Origin of the sequence: Klebsiella sp. w6 (genome assembly GCF_033100215.1) — a bacterium.
Classification (GTDB): Bacteria; Pseudomonadota; Gammaproteobacteria; order Enterobacterales; family Enterobacteriaceae; genus Klebsiella; species Klebsiella variicola.
In genome coordinates this window covers 1005989-1025281 of the sequence record NZ_CP136907.1, presented here as the reverse complement: position 1 = coordinate 1025281, position 19293 = coordinate 1005989, and the positions used below count along the sequence as shown (strand labels likewise).

Here is a 19293-nt window from a genome sequence, read left to right as displayed (position 1 = left end):
GTCATTTATATTTAAAATCTATACCAATGGCGTAATAACCCAATGAAATATTTACGACAGCTATTTTTAAATATAAACCATCATTACAGAGAAGATATTTCCCGTATTGATCCAAAAACGACACATTGATTATTTACTGCGCTTAATCAACTCGATACACTGTTTTCTTACTAATGATAATAGAGGGAAGAAGAAGCATGGCTATTCCAGGTAATATGTGGATATACGACGACGGTGGGGCACTAATCAAAGGTGGTTGTGATGTTGCAGACAGGGAGTTCAGCATCGAATTTAAAGGGTTTCATCACAATCTCTCCATTCCCACTGATAATGCCACTGGCAAGCCTACCGGCACTCGTCAGCACTCACCAATGATCATCGTTAAAGAATTCGACTATTCCAGTCCATACCTCTACAAAGCAGTAGCTACTGGTCAGAACCTGAAATCTGCTGAAATCAAATGGTATAAAATCAGCGATGCTGGTCAAGAAGTGGAATACTTCAATATGCTACTTGAAGGCGTCCGAATCGTATCAATATCTCCTACAATGGCTTCCCCAGAAGACAAGAACAACAACCATCTTGAATCTGTCGAACTTAGATATGAGAAGATCACCTGGAAACATTGTGACGGAAATATAATTTTCACCGATGCCTGGAATGAAAGACAAACAGCATAATAGATGAGCAAATGGATACGACAGAAGAACTAAATGGAACCTATTTCTATCACGGACAATCCAATCTTTCGGCTGGTGAACTTTTTGATGTCATTTTTCTTGAACAATTTTGTGACGAACTTGGCATTGGTATTGAGTCTGGTGCCGCTATCCTCGCCGGGCAACCTTGGCTAAAAACCAGAACAAAGCCAGGAGAGGCAATAAAAGGAACAAGTGTTGTTTCTAAATATGGAAGGATGCTTCTGAGAAATGCAAAAACTCCATTTGGTATTAGGGTTCCTACACCCGTTGGTGTAAGAATGAGAAAAACAAATAGTCTTGCTGCTGTTATCGCCCGTTATGTTCCGTGGTTAGGTTGGATAGGACTTGTAAACTCAATTTATCAAGTTTCAAGAAAAACTCAGGAAAAATACAACCTAATAGCTCGCCCCAAAGACCGTATACAATGGACATCCTTTTAATGAAAAGTATTCAAGATCAGGTTTTAGACTTGTTTAAAGATGAGATCTCAACCCGTTTAGATAAAAATTGGAAAGAAATCCCATTGGAACTTGATTATGACTTATTTGATGCTCCCGGCGACGATCTGCATGACGCTTTAAATAAATTTGAACAAAAATTTAATGTTGATCTTTCCAGTGTTAAATGGTCGTGTTATTTCCCTTGGGAGAATACTCCAATGCTAACTCGGTGGTTTAAAGTAAAACGAGAAGATGTAGAAAAAACGCGTAAACCTTTAACCATCAAAATGTTTGCCGAATCAGCAAAAGCAGGTAAATGGCTTTACGACTAGCAACCACAAGCCGTTGTCGTAACGAGGTCTGCGGCCAGAAGGCAGAACAACATCGACGGCGAACGTAATGCATGAAGACGATCGCGTGCCGGTGATTCAACCACTGTGACGGTACCCCGCCCCCTCTGCAACTGGAATCCGGATCGCGCCGCGCGCTTTCGTCGGTTTCCCTCACCTGCCCATCTCCGTTATTATGTCTCATCCATGTGATAACGACGACAACTACAAAATCGCAGCCATTTCAAATCAGGGATCTGGATAACACCCCATGAGCACAATTGACAATCTCGACGCCCACACGCCGATGATGCAGCAGTATCTCAAGCTGAAGGCGCAACATCCTGACATTCTACTGTTTTACCGGATGGGGGATTTTTACGAGCTATTTTATGACGATGCGAAACGCGCGTCGCAGCTGCTCGATATCTCGCTGACCAAGCGCGGCGCCTCCGCGGGCGAACCCATCCCGATGGCCGGCATCCCCCACCACGCGGTCGAGAACTACCTCGCCAAACTGGTCAACCAGGGCGAGTCGGTGGCCATTTGCGAGCAGATTGGCGACCCGGCCACCACCAAGGGACCGGTCGAGCGTAAAGTGGTGCGTATCGTTACGCCGGGCACCATCAGCGATGAAGCGCTGCTGCAGGAGCGCCAGGACAACCTGCTGGCCGCCATCTGGCAGGACAGCAAGGGCTTTGGTTACGCGACGCTGGATATCAGCTCCGGGCGCTTTCGCCTGAGTGAACCGGCCGACCGCGAAACCATGGCGGCAGAGCTGCAGCGTACTAATCCGGCGGAACTGCTGTATGCGGAAGATTTTGCCGAATCGTCGCTGATCGAGGGCCGCCGCGGTCTGCGCCGTCGCCCGCTGTGGGAATTTGAAATCGACACCGCGCGCCAGCAGCTTAACCTGCAGTTCGGCACCCGCGATCTGGTCGGCTTCGGCGTGGAAAACGCCCCACGCGGCCTGTGCGCCGCCGGCTGCCTGCTGCAGTATGTCAAAGACACTCAGCGCACCTCGCTGCCGCACATCCGTTCCATCACCATGGAACGCCAGCAGGACAGCATCATTATGGATGCCGCCACCCGCCGTAACCTCGAGATCACCCAGAATCTGGCCGGCGGCACCGACAACACCCTGGCCTCGGTACTCGACTGTACGGTGACGCCGATGGGCAGCCGGATGCTCAAGCGCTGGCTGCATATGCCGGTCCGCGATACCGCCGTGCTGGTGGAGCGCCAGCAGACCATCGGCGCGCTGCAGGAGCGCTATACCGAGCTGCAGCCGGTGCTGCGCCAGGTCGGCGATCTGGAACGTATTCTGGCGCGTCTGGCGCTGCGTACCGCCCGTCCACGCGATTTAGCCCGCATGCGTCATGCCCTGCAGCAGTTGCCGCTGCTGCGTGAGCTGCTGGCCGACGTTGACCGTCAGCCGGTGCAAAAATTGCGCGAGAAAATGGGCGAGTTCACCGAACTGCGCGAACTGCTGGAGCGCGCGGTGATTGACGCGCCGCCGGTGCTGGTCCGCGACGGCGGAGTCATCGCTCCGGGCTATAGCGAAGAGCTGGACGAGTGGCGGGCGCTGGCCGATGGCGCCACCGATTATCTCGATAAGCTGGAGATCCGCGAGCGCGAGCGGCTGGGCCTCGATACCCTGAAAGTCGGCTACAACGCCGTCCACGGCTACTACATCCAGATTAGCCGCGGCCAGAGCCACCTCGCGCCGATCCACTACGTGCGCCGCCAGACGCTGAAGAACGCCGAACGCTACATTATTCCTGAGCTGAAGGAATACGAAGATAAGGTGCTGACCTCCAAGGGCAAAGCGCTGGCACTGGAAAAACAGCTTTATGACGAACTGTTCGACCTGCTGCTGCCGCATCTCGCCGACCTGCAAACCAGCGCCAGCGCGCTGGCCGAGCTGGACGTGCTGGTCAACCTGGCGGAACGGGCGGAAACCCTGAACTACTGCTGTCCGACCTTTAGCGATAAGCCGGGCATTCGCATCAGCGAAGGCCGCCATCCGGTGGTCGAGCAGGTGCTGAAAGAGCCGTTTATCGCCAACCCGCTGCAGCTAGCGCCGCAGCGGCGGATGCTGATCATCACCGGGCCGAACATGGGCGGTAAAAGTACCTATATGCGCCAGACCGCGCTGATTGCGCTGCTGGCCTATATCGGCAGCTACGTCCCGGCGCAGAAGGTGGAGATCGGGCCCATCGATCGCATCTTTACCCGCGTCGGCGCGGCGGATGACCTGGCCAGCGGCCGCTCGACCTTTATGGTGGAGATGACTGAAACCGCCAATATTCTGCACAACGCCACCGAGCATAGCCTGGTGCTGATGGATGAGATTGGCCGCGGCACGTCCACCTACGACGGGCTATCGCTGGCGTGGGCCTGTGCGGAAAATCTGGCCAACAAAATCAAGGCGCTGACGCTGTTCGCCACCCACTACTTCGAGCTCACTCAGCTGCCGGAGAAAATGGAAGGCGTCGCCAACGTCCACCTCGACGCGCTGGAGCACGGCGATACCATCGCCTTTATGCACAGCGTGCAGGATGGCGCGGCCAGCAAGAGCTATGGCCTGGCGGTCGCCGCGCTGGCCGGGGTGCCGAAAGAGGTGATCAAGCGCGCGCGGCAGAAACTGCGCGAGCTGGAGAGCATCTCGCCCAACGCGGCGGCGACCCAGGTCGACGGCACGCAGATGTCGCTGCTCGCCGCCCCGGAAGAGACCTCGCCTGCGGTTGAAGCACTGGAGAATCTTGATCCCGACTCCCTGACCCCGCGTCAGGCGCTGGAGTGGATCTACCGTCTGAAAAGCCTGGTTTAGCCACCCATTAAGGTGAAAAACGGCAGCGCCGCTCAGCGCTGCCGTTTTAACAAACTAAAAATGGGTGCTAGAGGATGCGTCCTGACAACCCATACGCGGGGTTGCCCCCGCGCGGATGCTACTTCTTCGATTCGTAAGCGAGAACAGCTTTAAACTCAATATTACGCTCTTTAATACTCAGCTCGCATAGTGAGCTGTGCACCAACAGCGTAAATCCCAGTACCGTAATACAGAGTACGATGATTGCCACAAGGGCATATTTTGTCAGCATATCTTGCCTCCCTGCAAAGAAGAGACTAACATCTGAATTGTCGATGTTCATTCGCTAGCCTCAGTTGATAGAAATATCTCCTGGGGCTTTCGTCTGTCTGGGGTCCTGGTAATGCTCAAGGCCAGACAGCCTCAAGCACCCGCCGCTATTCTATACTCGTCAGGGCGTGAAATTTATCTGCAAGGAATTAATCAGACGGATTTTATAATAATCTGGAAGCAGGCTCGCAAAGTCATCCCAGTATATTAACCCTTCGCGTAATTTTTTAATTTAATGAAAAAATAGCTTCCATAATTGTACTAAATATAAAAAAGGCCCGACTTAGCGGGCCCCTTTCATTAACGCTTATCTTCCGGCAATAGCGGCGGTACGTGTGGCACCTGCGGTGCCTCATCAATATCTTTCTGCGTCATGCGGAACGCTTCCGGATAGTGTTCGCGACTGGTGCGGCGCAGCGGCTCGGTATCTCGCCAGGTGTAAAGACAGTGCTGGCACTGATACACGGTCCAGACCCCTTTCACCGGCGAGGTCGCCATGACTTCAATCTTTTCATCGGCGCAACGTGGACAAATCATCTTTTTCTCCTTATTTACGGTTGGCCAGCATAGCGGTCAGTTTTTCAGCCCAGGCTTTAGTTTCCGGCAGATCCTGCACCGGCTGGCTGTAGTGGCCGCGAAGGTCCGGCGCAACCGGGGTGGTGGCGTCGATAATCAGTTTGTCGGTGATGCCTGCCGGGCTGGAGCCAGGGTCAAGTTCAAGGACCGACATGTTCGGCAACTGCACCAGGTCACCCGCCGGGTTAACTTTCGAGGAGAGCGCCCACATCACCTGCGGCAGGTTGAACGGGTCGACGTCTTCATCAACCATGATCACCATCTTCACATAGCCGAGGCCGTGCGGAGTGGTCATCGCCCGCAGGCCCACCGCGCGGGCAAAACCGCCGTAGCGTTTTTTGGTGGAGATGATCGCCAGCAGACCATGGGTGTACATGGCGTTGACCGCCTGCACTTCCGGGAACTCTGCCTTCAACTGCTGATACAGCGGCACGCAGGTCGCCGGGCCCATCAGATAGTCAATCTCGGTCCACGGCATACCGAGATAGAGCGATTCAAAAATCGGTTTGCTGCGATACGAGACTTTGTCGATACGCACTACCGTCATGTTACGACCGCCGGAGTAGTGACCGGTAAACTCACCGAACGGCCCCTCGATCTCACGCTTACGCCCTTCAATGACCCCTTCGAGGATCACTTCCGAACCCCAGGGCACGTCAAAGCCGGTCAGCGGCGCGGTGGCGATGGGATACGGGCTCTCGCGCAGCGCGCCAGCCATTTCATATTCTGATTGATCGTATTTCAGCGGCGTGGCGCCCATCAGGGTAATAATCGGGTCGTTACCGAGGGTAATAGCGATCGGCAGATCTTCCCCACGCTCTTCCGCTTTGTGCAGATGCAGCGCGATATCGTGCATCGGCACCGGCTGCAGGCCGAGCTTGCGCTTGCCTTTCACTTCCATGCGGTAGATACCGACGTTTTGCTTACCGAAGTTGTCAGGATCAAGCGGATCGCGCGAAACGACACAGGCTTTATCGAGGTAGAAACCGCCGTCACCATCGTTGAGGCGGAACAGTGGCAGAATATCGAACAGGTTGATATCGTCGCCATCCACGGTGTTTTCCGCCCACGCCGGGTTGGCGCGGCGCTCTGGCGTCACCGGGAAGTTATCCCAGCGGCGAATGAATTCATCAATCTGCTTTTTCACCGGCGTGTTGGGCGGCAGGCCCAGCGAGATGGCATGGTTCTGCCACGAGCCGATGGTGTTCATCGTCACGCGGGCGTCGGTAAAGCCGCGAATATTATCGAACCACAGCGCCGGGGCGCCGTCGCCGATGCGTCCGGTCGCATTGGCGGCCGCCGCCAGATCGGGCTCAGCGTTCACCTCTTCACTGATTTTCAGCAGTTGTCCCTGGTCATTCAGCGCCTGCAAAAAGCTGCGCAAATCATCAAAAGCCATTATTCGATCTCCTGTGCAAATTGTTCTGCCGTGCGCAAGCCGTTCCAGCGGCGCGCTTTGTGATAGTCGAGGCCAAACTGATCCAGCACCCGGGTGACGATATGATTGGTGATATCGTCAACCGTCTCCGGGTGGTTGTAGTAAGCCGGCATCGGCGGCACCATCGCCACGCCCATGCGCGACAGCGCCAGCATGTTCTCCAGATGGATCGTGCTGAGCGGCATTTCCCGCGGGACCAGCACCAGCTTGCGCCCCTCTTTGAGCACCACGTCCGCCGCGCGGCCCACCAGCCCTTCGGCATAACCCGCGCGAATGCCTGCCAGCGTTTTCATACTGCAGGGAATAACGATCATGCCGTCGGTACGAAATGAACCGGAAGAGATGGTGGCGGCCTGGTCTGCCGGGCTGTGGGAAAAGTCCGCCAGCGCGGCCACTTCGCGCGCTGTCCAGGGCGTTTCCAGCTCGATGGTGGTTTTGGCCCATTTCGACATCACCAGGTGGGTTTCCACCTCCGGCATATCACGTAGCGCCTGCAGCAATGCCACCCCAAGCGGAGCCCCGGTGGCCCCCGTCATCCCAATAATCAGTTTCATTCCAGACCTCATTCATTTTGTTCGTACACGAACTTTATATTTAAATTACCCTCTCCGGACAGGGATGACAAGATCGTTCGTATACGTGCGCATTTTTAATCAAAAACGCAGAAAGGGTATAAAATGGCGTACGAACGGCTATCATAGAGGTGACAGTTTTGTTACGGAGTATTCATGGAGTTACGAAACGAAGCATTTCACCTGCTGCGCCAGCTTTTTCAACAACATACCGCCCGCTGGCAGCAGGCGTTACCGGACCTGACTAAACCTCAGTATGCGGTGATGCGCTCGGTAGCGGAGCAGCCGGGTATTGAGCAGGTCGTGCTGATTGAAGCGGCGGTCAGTACCAAGGCCACGCTGGCGGAGATGCTCAGCCGGATGGAGGCGCGCGGCCTGGTGCGCCGGGAACACGATCCCGCCGATAAACGCCGCCGTTTTGTCTATCTGACCGAACAAGGCGAGGCGTTGCTTAACCGTTCGATTCCGCAGGGCAATGAGATCGATGACGAGTTTCTCGGCCGCCTGAGCGATGGCGAACGTGAACAGTTCACCCGGCTGGTGCGCAAAATGATGGCGCCCTGAACGGGCGCTTAACCGACCTTCTCGCGCAGGAAGTCAATAAACGCCCGCACCCGGGTCGGCATATGCTGCGCATCGGGATAAAGGGCATACACGCCCTGCTGTGGGAAATGGTATTCCGACAGGAGCGGCACCAGCTCCCGCTGCGCCACTTTTTCGGCTACCAGCCATGCCGGCAGCAAGGCGATGCCGCACCCGGCCAGGGCAAAGCTCATCAGCGCCGTAGCGCTGTCGGCTGAAAAGCGCGGCGCGCTGGCGATGGCGAAATCTACCTCTGTCTGTTGATCCGTGCGCAGCTGCCAGCGCAGCGGCGCCGACAGACGCTCATGAATAATCCAGTCAGCTTGCGCCAGATCGGACAGCGTCTGCACCGGATGGCTTGCCAGCCAGGCCGGAGAGGCGACGGGCAGGATCGCGAAACTGGCTATCCGCGTCGCCCGATAGCGGGAATCGGCCAGCGTACCGAGGCGTATCGCCACATCAAATCGTTCTGAAATGAGGTCCGCATGATGGGAGGAGGAGACGTGGCGCACCCGCAGCGCCGGGTGACGACGGGCAAACGCGGCTAGCGCCGGAATGATAACCTGCGCGCCATACTCCGGCGTGGTGGTGATCCGCAGCTCGCCACTTAAGCCGGTATGGCTGGCCCGCACCTCATCCTGCAGATTTTCCGCCGCTTTCAGCAGCGCCACCCCGCGCTGATAGAACAACGTCCCGGCGTCAGTGAGCCGCAGACGACGCGTAGAGCGCAGCAGCAGGGTCACCCCCAGCTCATTTTCCAGTTGCCGCACGTTAAAGCTGACCACCGCCTTGGTCTGCCCCAGCGCCGCAGCGGCCAGGGTGAAGCTGCCGGCATCCACCACGGCGATAAACATGGTCACACGCTGAAGATTAAGCATTGTCGTCCGGATGATTGTCAAAAATATTCAGACAGTATATCCCGACCAGCCCCGTTTATCCCCCGCAGAACCGGGTTTACAGTAGCCGCCTGTCTGAGGGAGTGAACCATGACCTATCGCCACCGCGTTGCCACCGTTTTTCTGTTCGGCTTTTTTCTCGATTTGATCAATATGTTTATCGCCAGCATCGCCTTCCCGGCCATCAGCCGCGCGCTGGCGGTTTCCGTCTCTCAGCTGGCGTGGGTCAGCAATGCCTATATTCTCGGTCTGACGGTCGTCGTACCGTTCAGCGCCTGGCTTAGTCAGCGCTGGGGGGCGAAACGGCTGTTTTTACTTTCGCTGGGGCTGTTCAGCCTCGGCGCGCTGGCGGCAGGGCTTGCCAGCAGTCTCGGCGAGCTGATTTTCTGGCGGACGCTGCAGGGGATGGGCGGCGGGCTGTTAATCCCCCTTGGCCAGGCATTGACGTGGCCGCTGTTTCAGTCGCATGAGCGGGCGAAACTCTCGGCGGCGGTGATGCTGGTCGGCCTGCTGGCGCCAGCCTGCTCGCCGGCGATCGGCGGCTTGTTAGTCGAGGCCTTCAGCTGGCGCTGGGTCTTTTTCGCCAGCCTGCCTGTGGCTCTGCTAACCTTTGTGCTGGCAGTGCGATGGCTGAACGACAGCCCCGGCCCGGTTCGCCCAACTCGCTTTCTTCCGCTGTCGTTGCTGGCCGATCCCCTGCTGCGCTTCGCGATGCTGATCTACCTCTGCGTACCGGGGATGTTTATTGGCGTCAACGTGGTCGGGATGTTCTACCTGCAACGCGTCACCGGGATGGCGCCGGGGGCCATCGGTGCCCTGATGGTGCCCTGGTCACTGGCCTCGTTCGCCGCCATCACTTTTACCGGCAGGTATTTCAACCGCTTCGGGCCCCGGCCGCTGGTCGTCATCGGCTGCCTGCTTCAGGCGGCGGGGATCCTGCTGCTGCTGAAGATCGATACGCACAGCCCGCTGGCGCTGTTGATTCTGGCCTTTACGCTGATGGGCGGCGGAGGCAGCTTATGCAGCAGTACTGCGCAAAGCAGCGCCTTCCTGCATATGCCTGCCGAAGAGATGCCTGACGCCAGCGCGCTGTGGAATCTGAACCGCCAGCTCAGCTTCTTTGCCGGCAGCGCGCTGCTCGCCCTGCTGCTGAGGGTGTTCCCGCCGGTCTACGCCTGGCAGGGGGTGTTTATTAGCGCCGCTGCCATCACCCTGTTGCCGCTGCTGTTTTGCCTGCGGCTGAACAATCGGGCGATTATCCATCGCCTGCACACCACTCTGGAGAAGTCATGAACCCTTATCTGCAGGAAGTCCTCGACGCCCATGTCCTTATTGAACGCTGGTTAAGCCAGGGGGAAGGAAGCGCTGAGGCGCTGATGACACGTTTTGCCGCCGAATTCATCATGATCCCTCCGGGCGGCGAGAAGATGGACTACCCGGCGGTGAGCCGTTTTTTCCACCATGCGGGGGCAACCCGTCCGGGATTACACATCGTGGTGGATCAGGCGAAAATCATTAGCGAGTGGCACGACGGCGCCGCAGTGCGATACCGTGAAAGCCAAACGCTGGCGGATGGCAGTGAGAACGTACGCTGGTCGACGGCGATTTTTCAGCAAGCGGAAGGAAAAATGATCTGGCGTCATCTGCAGGAAACCCGCCTCGGCTAGCGCAAAGAAAAAGGCCCCGACTGTCGAGGGGGCCTTTTTGAGAGAAAAGATCTTATTCGCGGAAGAGCGCTTCGATATTCAGCCCCTGTCCCTGCAGAATTTCCCGCAGGCGACGTAGACCTTCCACCTGGATCTGCCGCACACGCTCGCGGGTGAGGCCAATTTCACGGCCCACATCTTCCAGCGTGGCTGCTTCATAACCCAGCAGACCGAAACGACGCGCCAGAACTTCACGCTGCTTGGCGTTCAGTTCGAACAGCCATTTGACGATGCTTTGCTTCATATCATCGTCCTGCGTGGTGTCTTCCGGGCCGTTCTCTTTCTCATCGGCCAGAATATCCAGCAGCGCTTTTTCTGAATCGCCACCCAGCGGAGTATCCACGGAGGTGATGCGCTCGTTCAGACGCAGCATACGGCTGACGTCATCGACCGGTTTGTCCAGCTGTTCGGCAATCTCTTCCGCACTCGGCTCGTGGTCCAGCTTATGGGACAACTCGCGCGCGGTACGCAGATAGACGTTCAGCTCTTTAACAATGTGGATCGGCAAACGGATCGTACGGGTTTGGTTCATGATCGCCCGTTCAATAGTCTGGCGGATCCACCAGGTCGCATAAGTCGAAAAACGGAACCCACGTTCCGGGTCAAACTTTTCAACGGCGCGGATCAGTCCGAGGTTACCTTCTTCAATCAGATCCAGCAGCGCCAGACCACGATTGCTGTAACGACGGGCAATCTTCACCACCAGACGCAGGTTGCTTTCAATCATGCGACGGCGTGAAGTGACATCACCACGCAGTGCGCGACGCGCGAAATAGACTTCCTCTTCCGCGGTCAGCAGTGGGGAATAACCAATCTCTCCAAGATAAAGCTGAGTGGCGTCAAGTACGCGTTGTGTTGCGCCTTGCGACAGCAGCTCTTCCTCAGCCAGATCGCTATCACTGGGTTCCTCTTCTACTAAGGCCTTCTCGTCGAAAACCTCAATTCCGTTCTCATCAAATTCCGCGTCTTCATTTAAATCATGAACTTTCAGCGTATTCTGACTCATAAAGGTGGCTCCTACCCGTGATCCCTGAGCAAAGCACCTTCCACGGCACATCAACAAACGACGCCTGGACGATTTCCCCTGCCCTCTCTGCGAGAGGGACATAGACACCGCCCTGGCGCCTGTTAGCTGATGCTTCGCTTATCCGTACTTTGCCAAATTATCGCTGCGGTAAGTACTGCAGCGGGTTGACGGATTTCCCCTTGTAACGAATTTCAAAATGTAATCTTGTTGAGCTGGTTCCGGTGCTACCCATGGTAGCGATTTTCTGCCCCGCTTTGACTTCCTGTTGCTCCCGAACCAGCATGGTATCGTTATGAGCGTAGGCACTCAGGTAATCATCGTTGTGTTTGATGATAATAAGATTACCGTAGCCGCGCAGTGCGTTACCGGCATAGACGACACGCCCATCGGCGGTCGCGACAATAGCCTGTCCCTTACTGCCTGCAATGTCGATACCTTTATTGCCGCCTTCCGCGCCGCTAAAGTTCTCGATAACCTTGCCATCAGTCGGCCAGCGCCATGATGAGATCGGCGAACTGGTTGACGTACTGCTTGCAGTCGGCTGGGTTGTGCTCACCGTTGTTGGTGCCGTCACCGGCGCGACAACCGTTGTGGTCGTGGTCGCTGGTTTATTATTAGGCAACATCTTGGTAGCACTCTGTTCACCTGAAGATTCAGAATACGTAATAGTCGGTTGTGAAGCAACCACCGCGGTCGATTTTTGTGCAGAAGTTGTGGTGGCTGTCGCACCGCCGCTCGCCCTTGCGCTGGCCTGAGAAACGGCGTTTTCACCAGTGATCGGCTGGCCTGAGGCGTTGCCGACCTGCAGCACCTGACCCACGTTCAGCGCGTACGGGGCCGGGACATTGTTGCGTTGCGCCAGGTCGCGGAAATCGTTGCCGGTGACCCACGCGATATAGAACAGCGTGTCGCCGCGTTTGACCGTATAGGTACTGCCGCCGGTGTAGCTACCTTTCGGAATATCGCCATATTTGCGGTTGTAAACGATCTTACCGTTCACCGTCTGCACCGGCTCCTGCGCCATCGGCGTCGGCTGCGGCTGAATGGTCTGGGTCTGTACCGGCTGGATCGGCTGCGCCTGAGGAGCAGACTTGACGCCGGAGGATGGCGGCGTAATCAGCATGCCGGAGTTGGTGCTGGAAGAGGCGGCACCGCCGGCAGAGCTAACCGGCGCTGGCGGATTATTGGTGTTGGTACACCCGGCCAGCCAGAGTGAAACCAGTGAAAGAGCCGCAATACGGCTGACGGTAAATTTGGTGCTTCCCGCGCTCATTTATCCCCCAGGAATATGTTAACTGCCAATATCTTGCTTACCGGGCGGCGCCCGGCCAGGACACTGAAAAATGCGTCCACCCTACGCCTAAAGTCAGGCAAAAAAAACCTGGAATAATCCGGGTCTCAGGCCAGCTCCCCCTTCACCAGGGGAACAAAGCGAACGGCCTCGACGGTATCAATGATAAATTCGTTGCCCCGGCGACGGATCCGTTTGAGAAACTGATGCTCTTCGCCAACCGGCAGCACCAGCACGCCTTCGTCATCCAGCTGCGCCAGCAGCGCGGTTGGAATCTCCGGCGGCGCCGCCGTCACAATAATGGCATCAAATGGCGCCCGTGCCTGCCAACCTTGCCACCCATCGCCATGACGGGTTGAAACATTATGTAAATCAAGTTGTTTCAGGCGACGACGCGCCTGCCACTGTAAACTCTTAATCCGCTCCACCGAGCAAACGTGATGCACCAGGTGCGCCAGGATGGCCGTCTGGTAGCCGGAACCAGTGCCGATCTCCAGCACGCGCGACTCCGGCGTCAGCGTCAGCAACTCGGTCATCCGCGCCACCATGTAAGGCTGGGAGATGGTCTGCCCCTGGCCAATCGGCAGCGCGGTGTTTTCCCACGCTTTATGTTCAAAGGCTTCATCAACAAATTTTTCGCGCGGGACCCGCGCGATCGCCTCGAGGACACGCTCATCGACGATGCCCTGCGTGCGCAGTTGATTCAACAAACTTTCAACACGTTTACTTACCATTGCCCGTCAACCCCGACACGTTCCAGCCAATCGCTGACTACCTCATGCGCCTGATGGGCGGTTAAATCGACGTGCAATGGCGTCACGGAAACATAGCCTTCATCCACTGCCGCAAAATCGGTGCCCGGCCCGGCATCGCGCTTATCGCCCGGCGGGCCAATCCAGTACAGGGTGTTGCCGCGCGGATCTTTTTGCGGGATCACCTGGTCGGCCGGATGGCGGTTGCCGCAGCGGGTCACGCGAATGCCCTTGATTTGATCAAGCGGGAGATCCGGCACGTTGATGTTAAGGATCCGTCCGGTACGCAGCGGCTCGCGGCTTAAGGCGCGCAGAATGGTGCAGGTTACCGCCGCGGCGGTATCGTAATGCTGATAGCCGTTCAGCGACACGGCCAGCGCGGGGAACCCCAGATGGCGACCTTCCATCGCTGCGGCCACGGTGCCGGAATAGATGACGTCATCGCCCAGGTTGGGACCCGCGTTAATGCCGGAAACGACGATGTCCGGACGCGGGCGCATCAGCGCGTTCACGCCGAGATAGACACAGTCGGTCGGGGTGCCCATCTGGACGGCGATGTCGCCATTTTCAAAGGTAAACGTACGCAGGGATGATTCCAGCGTCAGCGAATTCGAGGCTCCGCTGCGGTTACGATCGGGTGCAACAACCTGGACCTCGGCAAACTCCCTTAAGGCCTTTGCCAGGGTCTGTATCCCCGGCGCATGGATCCCGTCATCGTTACTCAGCAATATTCGCATAGTCACCCGTTGTATTGATAAGCTCCCTGACCACGCTGGTGGCGAAGCTGCCCGCCGGCAGCCAGAAACGCAGTTCAACGGTTACGTCATCCCACCAGTTCCAGCTAAGCTGCTGCGGATAGAGGAGCATCGCCCGGCGCGCCGCCTCAACTTTCTCCCGCACCAACAGCGCCTGCAGCGACGTTTCTTCGGCGATGGCGGCCTGCTCGGCGGCCAGAGCGTCGCGCTGGCTTCCCCAGTCGCCGCTGCCCGGCAGCGCAGCCGTGATCATCAGTTCGCGGTTGTGCACCCGCGCCTGCGAAACCTCGAGTTCTTCCGGTGTGACGACAAACCAGCTCCCACGCCCCGCTAATTGTAGCGCATCGCCATCAACAACCTGATTAAATTCCGTTTTTTTTAATCTAATACTGACTTGCTGATTAAACAACGCACTGCGGGCCGCCGACAACCAAAAACTGCGCTTATTGCGATCGCGCACCGGCGCGTCGCTTTCCGCCCAGCGCAACGCGCCCTGCAGATTACTGCCGCCAATGCCAAAGCGCTGCGCGCCGAAATAGTTCGGTACGCCCCGTTCAGCGATGGCCTGCAGACGCGTCTCCACGTCCTGGCGATCGCTAATCTCGCGCAGGATCACGGTAAACTGGTTGCCTTTCAGCGCGCCTAAACGCAGCTTACGCTTATGGCGGGCATATTCCAGTACCTGGCAGCCCTCGAGCTGAAATTTGCTCAGGTCCGGCATCTCTTTGCCGGGCACCCGCGCGCACAGCCACTGCTCGGTGACGGCGTGCTTATCCTTTTGCCCGGCGAAGCTCACTTCTCGGGCGTGGATCTTGAGGAATTTCGCCAGCGCGTCGGCGACAAAGCGCGTATTGCAGCCGTTTTTCAGGATCCGCACCAGCACATGTTCGCCTTCGCCGTCCGGCGCAAAGCCCAGATCCTCCACTACCAGAAAATCTTCCGGATTGGCTTTCAGCAGCCCGCTGCTCTGCGGCTTGCCGTGCAGCCAGGTCAGTTGGTCAAAGGCGATCATTTTTCGGCCTTACGCAGCAGCGCGACCGCTTCGCAGGCGATCCCTTCCCCGCGGCCGGTGAAGCCCAGCTTCTCGGTGGTGGTCGCTTTCACGTTGACGTCGTCCATATGGCAGCCGAGATCTTCCGCGATAAAGACGCGCATCTGCGGAATATGCGGCAGCATCTTCGGCGCCTGGGCGATAATGGTGACGTCGACGTTGCCGAGCGTATAGCCTTTGGCCTGAATACGACGCCACGCTTCGCGCAGCAGTTCGCGGCTATCGGCGCCTTTAAACGCCGGATCGGTATCGGGGAACAGCTTACCGATATCGCCGAGCGCCGCGGCGCCCAGCAGCGCGTCGGTCAGCGCATGCAGCGCGACGTCGCCGTCGGAGTGGGCCAGCAGCCCTTTTTCATAAGGAATGCGTACCCCGCCAATAATGATTGGGCCTTCACCGCCAAAAGCGTGTACGTCAAAACCATGTCCAATTCGCATTAAGCTTTCTCCTGGTGTCGGGAACGGGTGAGGTAAAATTCAGCCAGCGCCAGGTCTTCCGGGCGCGTCACTTTAATATTATCCGCGCGACCGGCGACCAGTTGCGGATGGAAGCCGCAGTACTCCAGCGCCGAGGCTTCATCAGTGATGGTCGCCCCCTCGTTCAGCGCCCGGGTGAGGCAATCCACCAGCAGCTCGCGAGGGAAAAATTGCGGGGTGAGCGCATGCCACAGGTCATTACGATCGACGGTATGGGCGATAGCGGTTTTGCCCGGCTCGGCGCGCTTCATGGTGTCGCGCACCGGCGCCGCGAGGATCCCGCCGACACGGCTGGTTTCGCTGAGCGCCAGCAGACGGCTGAGGTCGTCCTGATGCAGGCAGGGGCGCGCGGCGTCATGCACCAGCACCCACTGCGCCTCCGGCAACGCCTTCAGGCCCGCGAGCACGGAATCGGCGCGCTCGGCGCCGCCATCCACGACGGTAATTTGCGGGTGCTGCGCCAGCGGTAGCTGGCTGAAGCGCCGATCGCCGGGGCTGACGGCAATCACCACGCGCTGGACGCACGCATTCGCCAGCAGTGCGGCGACGGCATGTTCGAGAATCGTTTTGTTACCGATTGAGAGATATTGTTTCGGGCATTCCGTTTGCATGCGGCGGCCAAAACCGGCTGCCGGCACCACGGCGCAAACGCCCGGAAAAGTGGCTGCCATGTCGTAATCCTGGGCCTGGTTATCGATTGTTCTGCTGTTGCCCCGATGCCTGGTTGCGTTTAGACGCATCCGGTACCAGACGATAGAAGGTTTCGCCCGGGCGGGTCATACTGAGTTCATTGCGCGCACGCTCCTCGATCGCTTCCTGCCCGCCGTTGAGGTCGTCAATTTCGGCAAATAGCTGATCGTTGCGTGCTTTTAATTTGGCGTTAGTCGCCTGCTGGGCGGTGACGTCGTCGTTAACCCGCGTGTAGTCGTGCAGGCCGTTTTTACCGAACCACAGTGAATACTGTAGCCAGACCAGCAAAGCTAATAATAGCAGCGTTAGTTTACCCATCCTGCCCCCTGAAAAACGGCATCATCATCCCAAAACTCGCCCGGGTACGCTACCGGGGCGCGCGGACGATGCCGCGTAACGCGGGGACTGTACCATATTTTTGCTGCCGATACCCATGCTTGATTCATCCCGGAAACGGGTTATCCCAACAGCCAGAGGAAGAGTAGCGCAAACATCAGCCCGACGGTCAGGATAGTCGCGCTGGCGCTATAGAGCAGTTTGCCATTGAGCAGAGAGTGCAGCGCAATACCGACCACTACCGCCACCGGCATCAACGCAAGGAAGAACGGCCAGGTGTAAAGGAGGAAGAAGAGCGTATTACTGCCATAGAGAAGGAAGGGAATACCCAGCGCCAGCAGCCATGAAATAAAGCCCACGGCAGCGCCCGACAGAGACCAGGTGGTCTCGTCGCCGATCGCCGGAGGCGGTTCTGAACGAATAATACTGAGGTTCTGGGTATTGCGCATATCGAATCCTGTAGACCGGGCAACCGGCACCCCTCGATGCCGCTGCCGTTTCAGGATCTGATAATATCGCTCTGTTGCAGCAGGTCTAATAGTTGGTGCACCAAATTTGTTACCAATTGTTCACCATCCAGATGAATTTCCGCCTTTTCCGGTGCCTCATAGACCGAGTCTATGCCGGTGAAATTGCGTAATTCCCCTGCCCGCGCCTTCTTGTATAATCCTTTCGGATCCCGCGCCTCGCAGATGGCCAGCGGGGTATCGACGAACACTTCGATAAAGCGTCCCTCCCCCAGGCGCTCGCGCACCATCTGCCGTTCCGCGCGGTGTGGTGATATAAATGCCGTCAATACCACCAGCCCGGCATCGACCATCAGCCTGGCCACTTCGCCGACGCGGCGAATGTTCTCTTTGCGATCCTCATCACTGAATCCCAGATCGCTGCACAGACCATGGCGCACGTTGTCGCCGTCCAGCAGATAGGTGCTGACGCCACGCTCATGCAGCGCCTCTTCCAGCGCCCCGGCGACAGTGGATTTACCCGACCCCGAAAGGCCGGTAAACCACAGCACCACGCCGCGATGGCCGTGATGCTGTTCCCGCTGCTGCTGAGTCACAGGATGGGCATGCCAGACGACGTTTTCGTCATGCTGGGCCATTATTGGCCTCCCAGCAGGTCGCGGGCGTCCCAGTGTGGGAAGTGTTTACGGATCAGCTGGTTCAGCTCCAGCTCGAAGGCGCTGTACTGCGATGCCGAGGTCGACGCCTGCAGGTGCGGCTCGTTGACCATCCCGGCGCCCACGGTGACGTTGGTCAGGCGATCGATAAAGATAAGACCGCCGGTCACCGGGTTTTGCTGATACGGATCCAGCACTAAAGGTTCGTCAAAGGTCAGCTCCACCAGCCCAATGCCGTTCAGCGGGAGAGACTCGACTTCACGCTGGGTCAGGTTGTTAATATCGACCTGGTAACGGATAGCGTCGACGCGAGCGCGGGTCTTCTTCCCGGCGATTTTGATGTCGTAGCTCTGGCCCGGGGTCAGCGGCTGCTCAGCCATCCACACCACGTCGATGCTGGCGCTTTGCACCGCCGGCAGCGAGGCTTGCGCGTCAACCAGCAGGTCGCCGCGGCTGATGTCGATTTCATCTTTCAGCACAAGGGTAATGGCTTCGCCGGCGGCGGCTTCCTGCAGGTCGCCGTCGAAGGTGACGATACGCGCCACGCTCGATTCGACGCCCGACGGCAGCACCTTCAGACGCTGGCCAACGGTAACCGTGCCAGAGGCGACCGTGCCGGAGAAGCCGCGGAAATCGAGGTTCGGACGGTTAACATACTGCACCGGGAAGCGCAGCGGCTGGCTCTCGACCACCCGCTGGATCTCCACGGTTTCGAGGACTTCCAGCAGGGTCGGGCCGCTGTACCACGGTATATTCGCGCTCTGGCTGGCGACGTTATCGCCTTCCAGCGCCGACAGCGGTACAAAGCGGATATCGAGGTTGCCCGGCAGCTGCTCGGCGAAAGTCAGATAATCTTCCCGGATCTCGTTGAAGCGCGCTTCGCTAAACTCGACGAGATCCATTTTGTTGACCGCTACCACCAGGTGTTTAATGCCCAGCAGCGTAGAGATAAAGCTGTGACGGCGGGTCTGGTCGAGCACGCCTTTGCGCGCATCGATCAGCAGGATCGCCAGGTCGCAGGTTGACGCGCCGGTGGCCATATTGCGCGTGTACTGCTCGTGCCCCGGGGTGTCGGCGATGATAAATTTGCGTTTTTCGGTCGAGAAGTAGCGGTAAGCGACATCGATGGTGATGCCCTGCTCACGCTCAGCCTGCAGGCCGTCCACCAGCAGCGCCAGGTCCAGTTTTTCGCCCTGGGTACCGTGACGCTTGCTGTCGTTGTGCAGAGACGACAGCTGGTCTTCATAGATCTGGCGCGTATCGTGCAGCAGACGGCCAATTAAGGTGCTTTTGCCATCATCGACGCTGCCGCAGGTCAGAAAACGCAGCAGGCTCTTGTGCTGTTGCGCGTGCAGGTAAGCTTCTACGCCGCCTTCATTAGCAATTTGTTGGGCAATTGTGGTGTTCATG

The 19293-nt window shown here is 57.6% G+C and carries 23 protein-coding genes; 7 read left to right on the top strand and 16 right to left on the bottom strand.

The window, feature by feature from the left end; translation table 11 throughout:
* The first annotated feature begins 197 nt into the window (after nt 1-197).
* From R0140_RS05050 to mutS, 4 genes are all read left to right on the top strand, one after another.
* The gene (locus R0140_RS05050) at nt 198-680 is read left to right on the top strand and encodes an Hcp family type VI secretion system effector (protein ID WP_002915094.1); all 483 of its coding nucleotides are present in this window, start codon (nt 198-200) and stop codon (nt 678-680) included.
* A gap of 11 nt (nt 681-691) precedes the next feature.
* Complete coding sequence (locus R0140_RS05045) at nt 692-1141, top strand: STM2901 family protein (RefSeq protein WP_004188736.1); 450 nt, start codon at nt 692-694, stop codon at nt 1139-1141.
* Complete coding sequence (locus R0140_RS05040) at nt 1126-1473, top strand: DUF1493 family protein (RefSeq protein ID WP_008806210.1); 348 nt, start codon at nt 1126-1128, stop codon at nt 1471-1473. Before R0140_RS05045 ends, R0140_RS05040 begins: the two co-directional genes overlap by 16 nt.
* Nucleotides 1474-1741: 268 nt before the next feature.
* A complete protein-coding gene (gene mutS / locus R0140_RS05035) occupies nt 1742-4303 on the top strand; it encodes a DNA mismatch repair protein MutS (protein WP_012967342.1) in 2562 nt (853 codons plus the stop codon).
* Nucleotides 4304-4421: 118 nt separating this feature from the next.
* Here mutS and R0140_RS05030 read toward each other — a convergent pair whose 3' ends face one another.
* The 4 genes from R0140_RS05030 to R0140_RS05015 form a co-directional block, all read right to left on the bottom strand.
* The gene (locus tag R0140_RS05030; protein ID WP_002915097.1) at nt 4422-4574 is read right to left on the bottom strand and encodes a Hok/Gef family protein; all 153 of its coding nucleotides are present in this window, start codon (nt 4572-4574) and stop codon (nt 4422-4424) included.
* Between the two features lie 338 nt (nt 4575-4912).
* Nucleotides 4913-5149 (bottom strand): non-oxidative hydroxyarylic acid decarboxylases subunit D, encoded by a 237-nt coding sequence (locus tag R0140_RS05025; RefSeq protein ID WP_002915098.1) that lies wholly within the window; start codon nt 5147-5149, stop codon nt 4913-4915.
* A gap of 10 nt (nt 5150-5159) precedes the next feature.
* Entirely contained in the window at nt 5160-6587 is a 1428-nt protein-coding gene (locus tag R0140_RS05020) for a non-oxidative hydroxyarylic acid decarboxylases subunit C (RefSeq protein ID WP_023340664.1), read from the bottom strand.
* Complete coding sequence (locus R0140_RS05015; protein WP_002915099.1) at nt 6587-7180, bottom strand: non-oxidative hydroxyarylic acid decarboxylases subunit B; 594 nt, start codon at nt 7178-7180, stop codon at nt 6587-6589. Before R0140_RS05015 ends, R0140_RS05020 begins: the two co-directional genes overlap by 1 nt.
* Nucleotides 7181-7354: 174 nt before the next feature.
* Between R0140_RS05015 and R0140_RS05010 the strand changes: the two genes are divergently transcribed.
* Entirely contained in the window at nt 7355-7762 is a 408-nt protein-coding gene (locus R0140_RS05010) for a MarR family winged helix-turn-helix transcriptional regulator (protein ID WP_008806213.1), read from the top strand.
* Between the two features lie 8 nt (nt 7763-7770).
* Here the strand turns inward: R0140_RS05010 and R0140_RS05005 are convergent, their stop codons facing one another.
* A complete protein-coding gene (locus R0140_RS05005; protein ID WP_012540741.1) occupies nt 7771-8658 on the bottom strand; it encodes a LysR family transcriptional regulator in 888 nt (295 codons plus the stop codon).
* A gap of 108 nt (nt 8659-8766) precedes the next feature.
* On the opposite strand from R0140_RS05005, the gene R0140_RS05000 reads away from it, so the two are divergent.
* Nucleotides 8767-9969, top strand: coding sequence for an MFS transporter (locus tag R0140_RS05000; protein ID WP_032740915.1), 1203 nt, complete (start codon nt 8767-8769; stop codon nt 9967-9969).
* Complete coding sequence (locus R0140_RS04995; protein ID WP_008806216.1) at nt 9966-10343, top strand: DUF4440 domain-containing protein; 378 nt, start codon at nt 9966-9968, stop codon at nt 10341-10343. The genes R0140_RS05000 and R0140_RS04995 overlap by 4 nt, the downstream gene beginning before the upstream one ends.
* Before the next feature lie 52 nt (nt 10344-10395).
* On the opposite strand, the gene rpoS is transcribed toward R0140_RS04995, so the two are convergent.
* The 11 genes from rpoS to cysN form a co-directional block, all read right to left on the bottom strand.
* Nucleotides 10396-11388 carry an RNA polymerase sigma factor RpoS gene (rpoS, locus tag R0140_RS04990; RefSeq protein ID WP_317703952.1) on the bottom strand — a complete coding sequence of 331 codons (993 nt, stop codon included), beginning with the start codon at nt 11386-11388 and terminating at the stop codon, nt 10396-10398.
* A gap of 157 nt (nt 11389-11545) precedes the next feature.
* Complete coding sequence (nlpD, locus tag R0140_RS04985) at nt 11546-12682, bottom strand: murein hydrolase activator NlpD (protein WP_008806218.1); 1137 nt, start codon at nt 12680-12682, stop codon at nt 11546-11548.
* A 125-nt stretch (nt 12683-12807) separates the two neighbouring features.
* Nucleotides 12808-13434: a protein-L-isoaspartate(D-aspartate) O-methyltransferase gene (locus R0140_RS04980; RefSeq protein ID WP_008806219.1), complete on the bottom strand. Its 627-nt coding sequence runs from the start codon at nt 13432-13434 to the stop codon at nt 12808-12810.
* Nucleotides 13428-14189 (bottom strand): 5'/3'-nucleotidase SurE, encoded by a 762-nt coding sequence (gene surE, locus R0140_RS04975; RefSeq protein ID WP_012540737.1) that lies wholly within the window; start codon nt 14187-14189, stop codon nt 13428-13430. The genes R0140_RS04980 and surE overlap by 7 nt, the downstream gene beginning before the upstream one ends.
* Nucleotides 14170-15219: a tRNA pseudouridine(13) synthase TruD gene (gene truD, locus R0140_RS04970; protein ID WP_008806221.1), complete on the bottom strand. Its 1050-nt coding sequence runs from the start codon at nt 15217-15219 to the stop codon at nt 14170-14172. The genes surE and truD overlap by 20 nt, the downstream gene beginning before the upstream one ends.
* Nucleotides 15216-15695, bottom strand: a complete 480-nt coding sequence (gene ispF, locus R0140_RS04965; RefSeq protein ID WP_008806222.1) for a 2-C-methyl-D-erythritol 2,4-cyclodiphosphate synthase — start codon at nt 15693-15695, stop codon at nt 15216-15218. The genes truD and ispF overlap by 4 nt, the downstream gene beginning before the upstream one ends.
* Nucleotides 15695-16405 carry a 2-C-methyl-D-erythritol 4-phosphate cytidylyltransferase gene (ispD, locus tag R0140_RS04960; protein WP_008806223.1) on the bottom strand — a complete coding sequence of 237 codons (711 nt, stop codon included), beginning with the start codon at nt 16403-16405 and terminating at the stop codon, nt 15695-15697. Before ispD ends, ispF begins: the two co-directional genes overlap by 1 nt.
* Before the next feature lie 19 nt (nt 16406-16424).
* On the bottom strand, nt 16425-16742 hold the full coding sequence (gene ftsB / locus R0140_RS04955) for a cell division protein FtsB (protein WP_002915156.1): 318 nt from the start codon (nt 16740-16742) through the stop codon (nt 16425-16427).
* Nucleotides 16743-16882: 140 nt separating this feature from the next.
* Nucleotides 16883-17209, bottom strand: a complete 327-nt coding sequence (locus R0140_RS04950) for a DUF3561 family protein (protein ID WP_008806224.1) — start codon at nt 17207-17209, stop codon at nt 16883-16885.
* Nucleotides 17210-17259: 50 nt separating this feature from the next.
* Nucleotides 17260-17865: an adenylyl-sulfate kinase gene (gene cysC, locus R0140_RS04945; protein ID WP_002915158.1), complete on the bottom strand. Its 606-nt coding sequence runs from the start codon at nt 17863-17865 to the stop codon at nt 17260-17262.
* A complete protein-coding gene (gene cysN / locus R0140_RS04940; RefSeq protein ID WP_012967340.1) occupies nt 17865-19292 on the bottom strand; it encodes a sulfate adenylyltransferase subunit CysN in 1428 nt (475 codons plus the stop codon). The genes cysC and cysN overlap by 1 nt, the downstream gene beginning before the upstream one ends.
* Between the last annotated feature and the right edge of the window lies 1 nt (nt 19293).

Excerpts from the sequence above, each read along its gene's own strand:
- R0140_RS05050 (WP_002915094.1), top strand. The coding sequence starts at position 198 with ATGGCTATTCCAGGTAATATGTGGATATACGACGACGGTGGGGCACTA.
- R0140_RS05045 (WP_004188736.1), top strand. The coding sequence starts at position 692 with ATGGATACGACAGAAGAACTAAATGGAACCTATTTCTATCACGGACAA.
- R0140_RS05040 (WP_008806210.1), top strand. The coding sequence starts at position 1,126 with ATGGACATCCTTTTAATGAAAAGTATTCAAGATCAGGTTTTAGACTTG.
- mutS (WP_012967342.1), top strand. The coding sequence starts at position 1,742 with ATGAGCACAATTGACAATCTCGACGCCCACACGCCGATGATGCAGCAG.
- R0140_RS05030 (WP_002915097.1), bottom strand. The coding sequence starts at position 4,574 with ATGCTGACAAAATATGCCCTTGTGGCAATCATCGTACTCTGTATTACG.
- R0140_RS05025 (WP_002915098.1), bottom strand. The coding sequence starts at position 5,149 with ATGATTTGTCCACGTTGCGCCGATGAAAAGATTGAAGTCATGGCGACC.
- R0140_RS05020 (WP_023340664.1), bottom strand. The coding sequence starts at position 6,587 with ATGGCTTTTGATGATTTGCGCAGCTTTTTGCAGGCGCTGAATGACCAG.
- R0140_RS05015 (WP_002915099.1), bottom strand. The coding sequence starts at position 7,180 with ATGAAACTGATTATTGGGATGACGGGGGCCACCGGGGCTCCGCTTGGG.
- R0140_RS05010 (WP_008806213.1), top strand. The coding sequence starts at position 7,355 with ATGGAGTTACGAAACGAAGCATTTCACCTGCTGCGCCAGCTTTTTCAA.
- R0140_RS05005 (WP_012540741.1), bottom strand. The coding sequence starts at position 8,658 with ATGCTTAATCTTCAGCGTGTGACCATGTTTATCGCCGTGGTGGATGCC.
- R0140_RS05000 (WP_032740915.1), top strand. The coding sequence starts at position 8,767 with ATGACCTATCGCCACCGCGTTGCCACCGTTTTTCTGTTCGGCTTTTTT.
- R0140_RS04995 (WP_008806216.1), top strand. The coding sequence starts at position 9,966 with ATGAACCCTTATCTGCAGGAAGTCCTCGACGCCCATGTCCTTATTGAA.
- rpoS (WP_317703952.1), bottom strand. The coding sequence starts at position 11,388 with ATGAGTCAGAATACGCTGAAAGTTCATGATTTAAATGAAGACGCGGAA.
- nlpD (WP_008806218.1), bottom strand. The coding sequence starts at position 12,682 with ATGAGCGCGGGAAGCACCAAATTTACCGTCAGCCGTATTGCGGCTCTT.
- R0140_RS04980 (WP_008806219.1), bottom strand. The coding sequence starts at position 13,434 with ATGGTAAGTAAACGTGTTGAAAGTTTGTTGAATCAACTGCGCACGCAG.
- surE (WP_012540737.1), bottom strand. The coding sequence starts at position 14,189 with ATGCGAATATTGCTGAGTAACGATGACGGGATCCATGCGCCGGGGATA.
- truD (WP_008806221.1), bottom strand. The coding sequence starts at position 15,219 with ATGATCGCCTTTGACCAACTGACCTGGCTGCACGGCAAGCCGCAGAGC.
- ispF (WP_008806222.1), bottom strand. The coding sequence starts at position 15,695 with ATGCGAATTGGACATGGTTTTGACGTACACGCTTTTGGCGGTGAAGGC.
- ispD (WP_008806223.1), bottom strand. The coding sequence starts at position 16,405 with ATGGCAGCCACTTTTCCGGGCGTTTGCGCCGTGGTGCCGGCAGCCGGT.
- ftsB (WP_002915156.1), bottom strand. The coding sequence starts at position 16,742 with ATGGGTAAACTAACGCTGCTATTATTAGCTTTGCTGGTCTGGCTACAG.
- R0140_RS04950 (WP_008806224.1), bottom strand. The coding sequence starts at position 17,209 with ATGCGCAATACCCAGAACCTCAGTATTATTCGTTCAGAACCGCCTCCG.
- cysC (WP_002915158.1), bottom strand. The coding sequence starts at position 17,865 with ATGGCCCAGCATGACGAAAACGTCGTCTGGCATGCCCATCCTGTGACT.
- cysN (WP_012967340.1), bottom strand. The coding sequence starts at position 19,292 with ATGAACACCACAATTGCCCAACAAATTGCTAATGAAGGCGGCGTAGAA.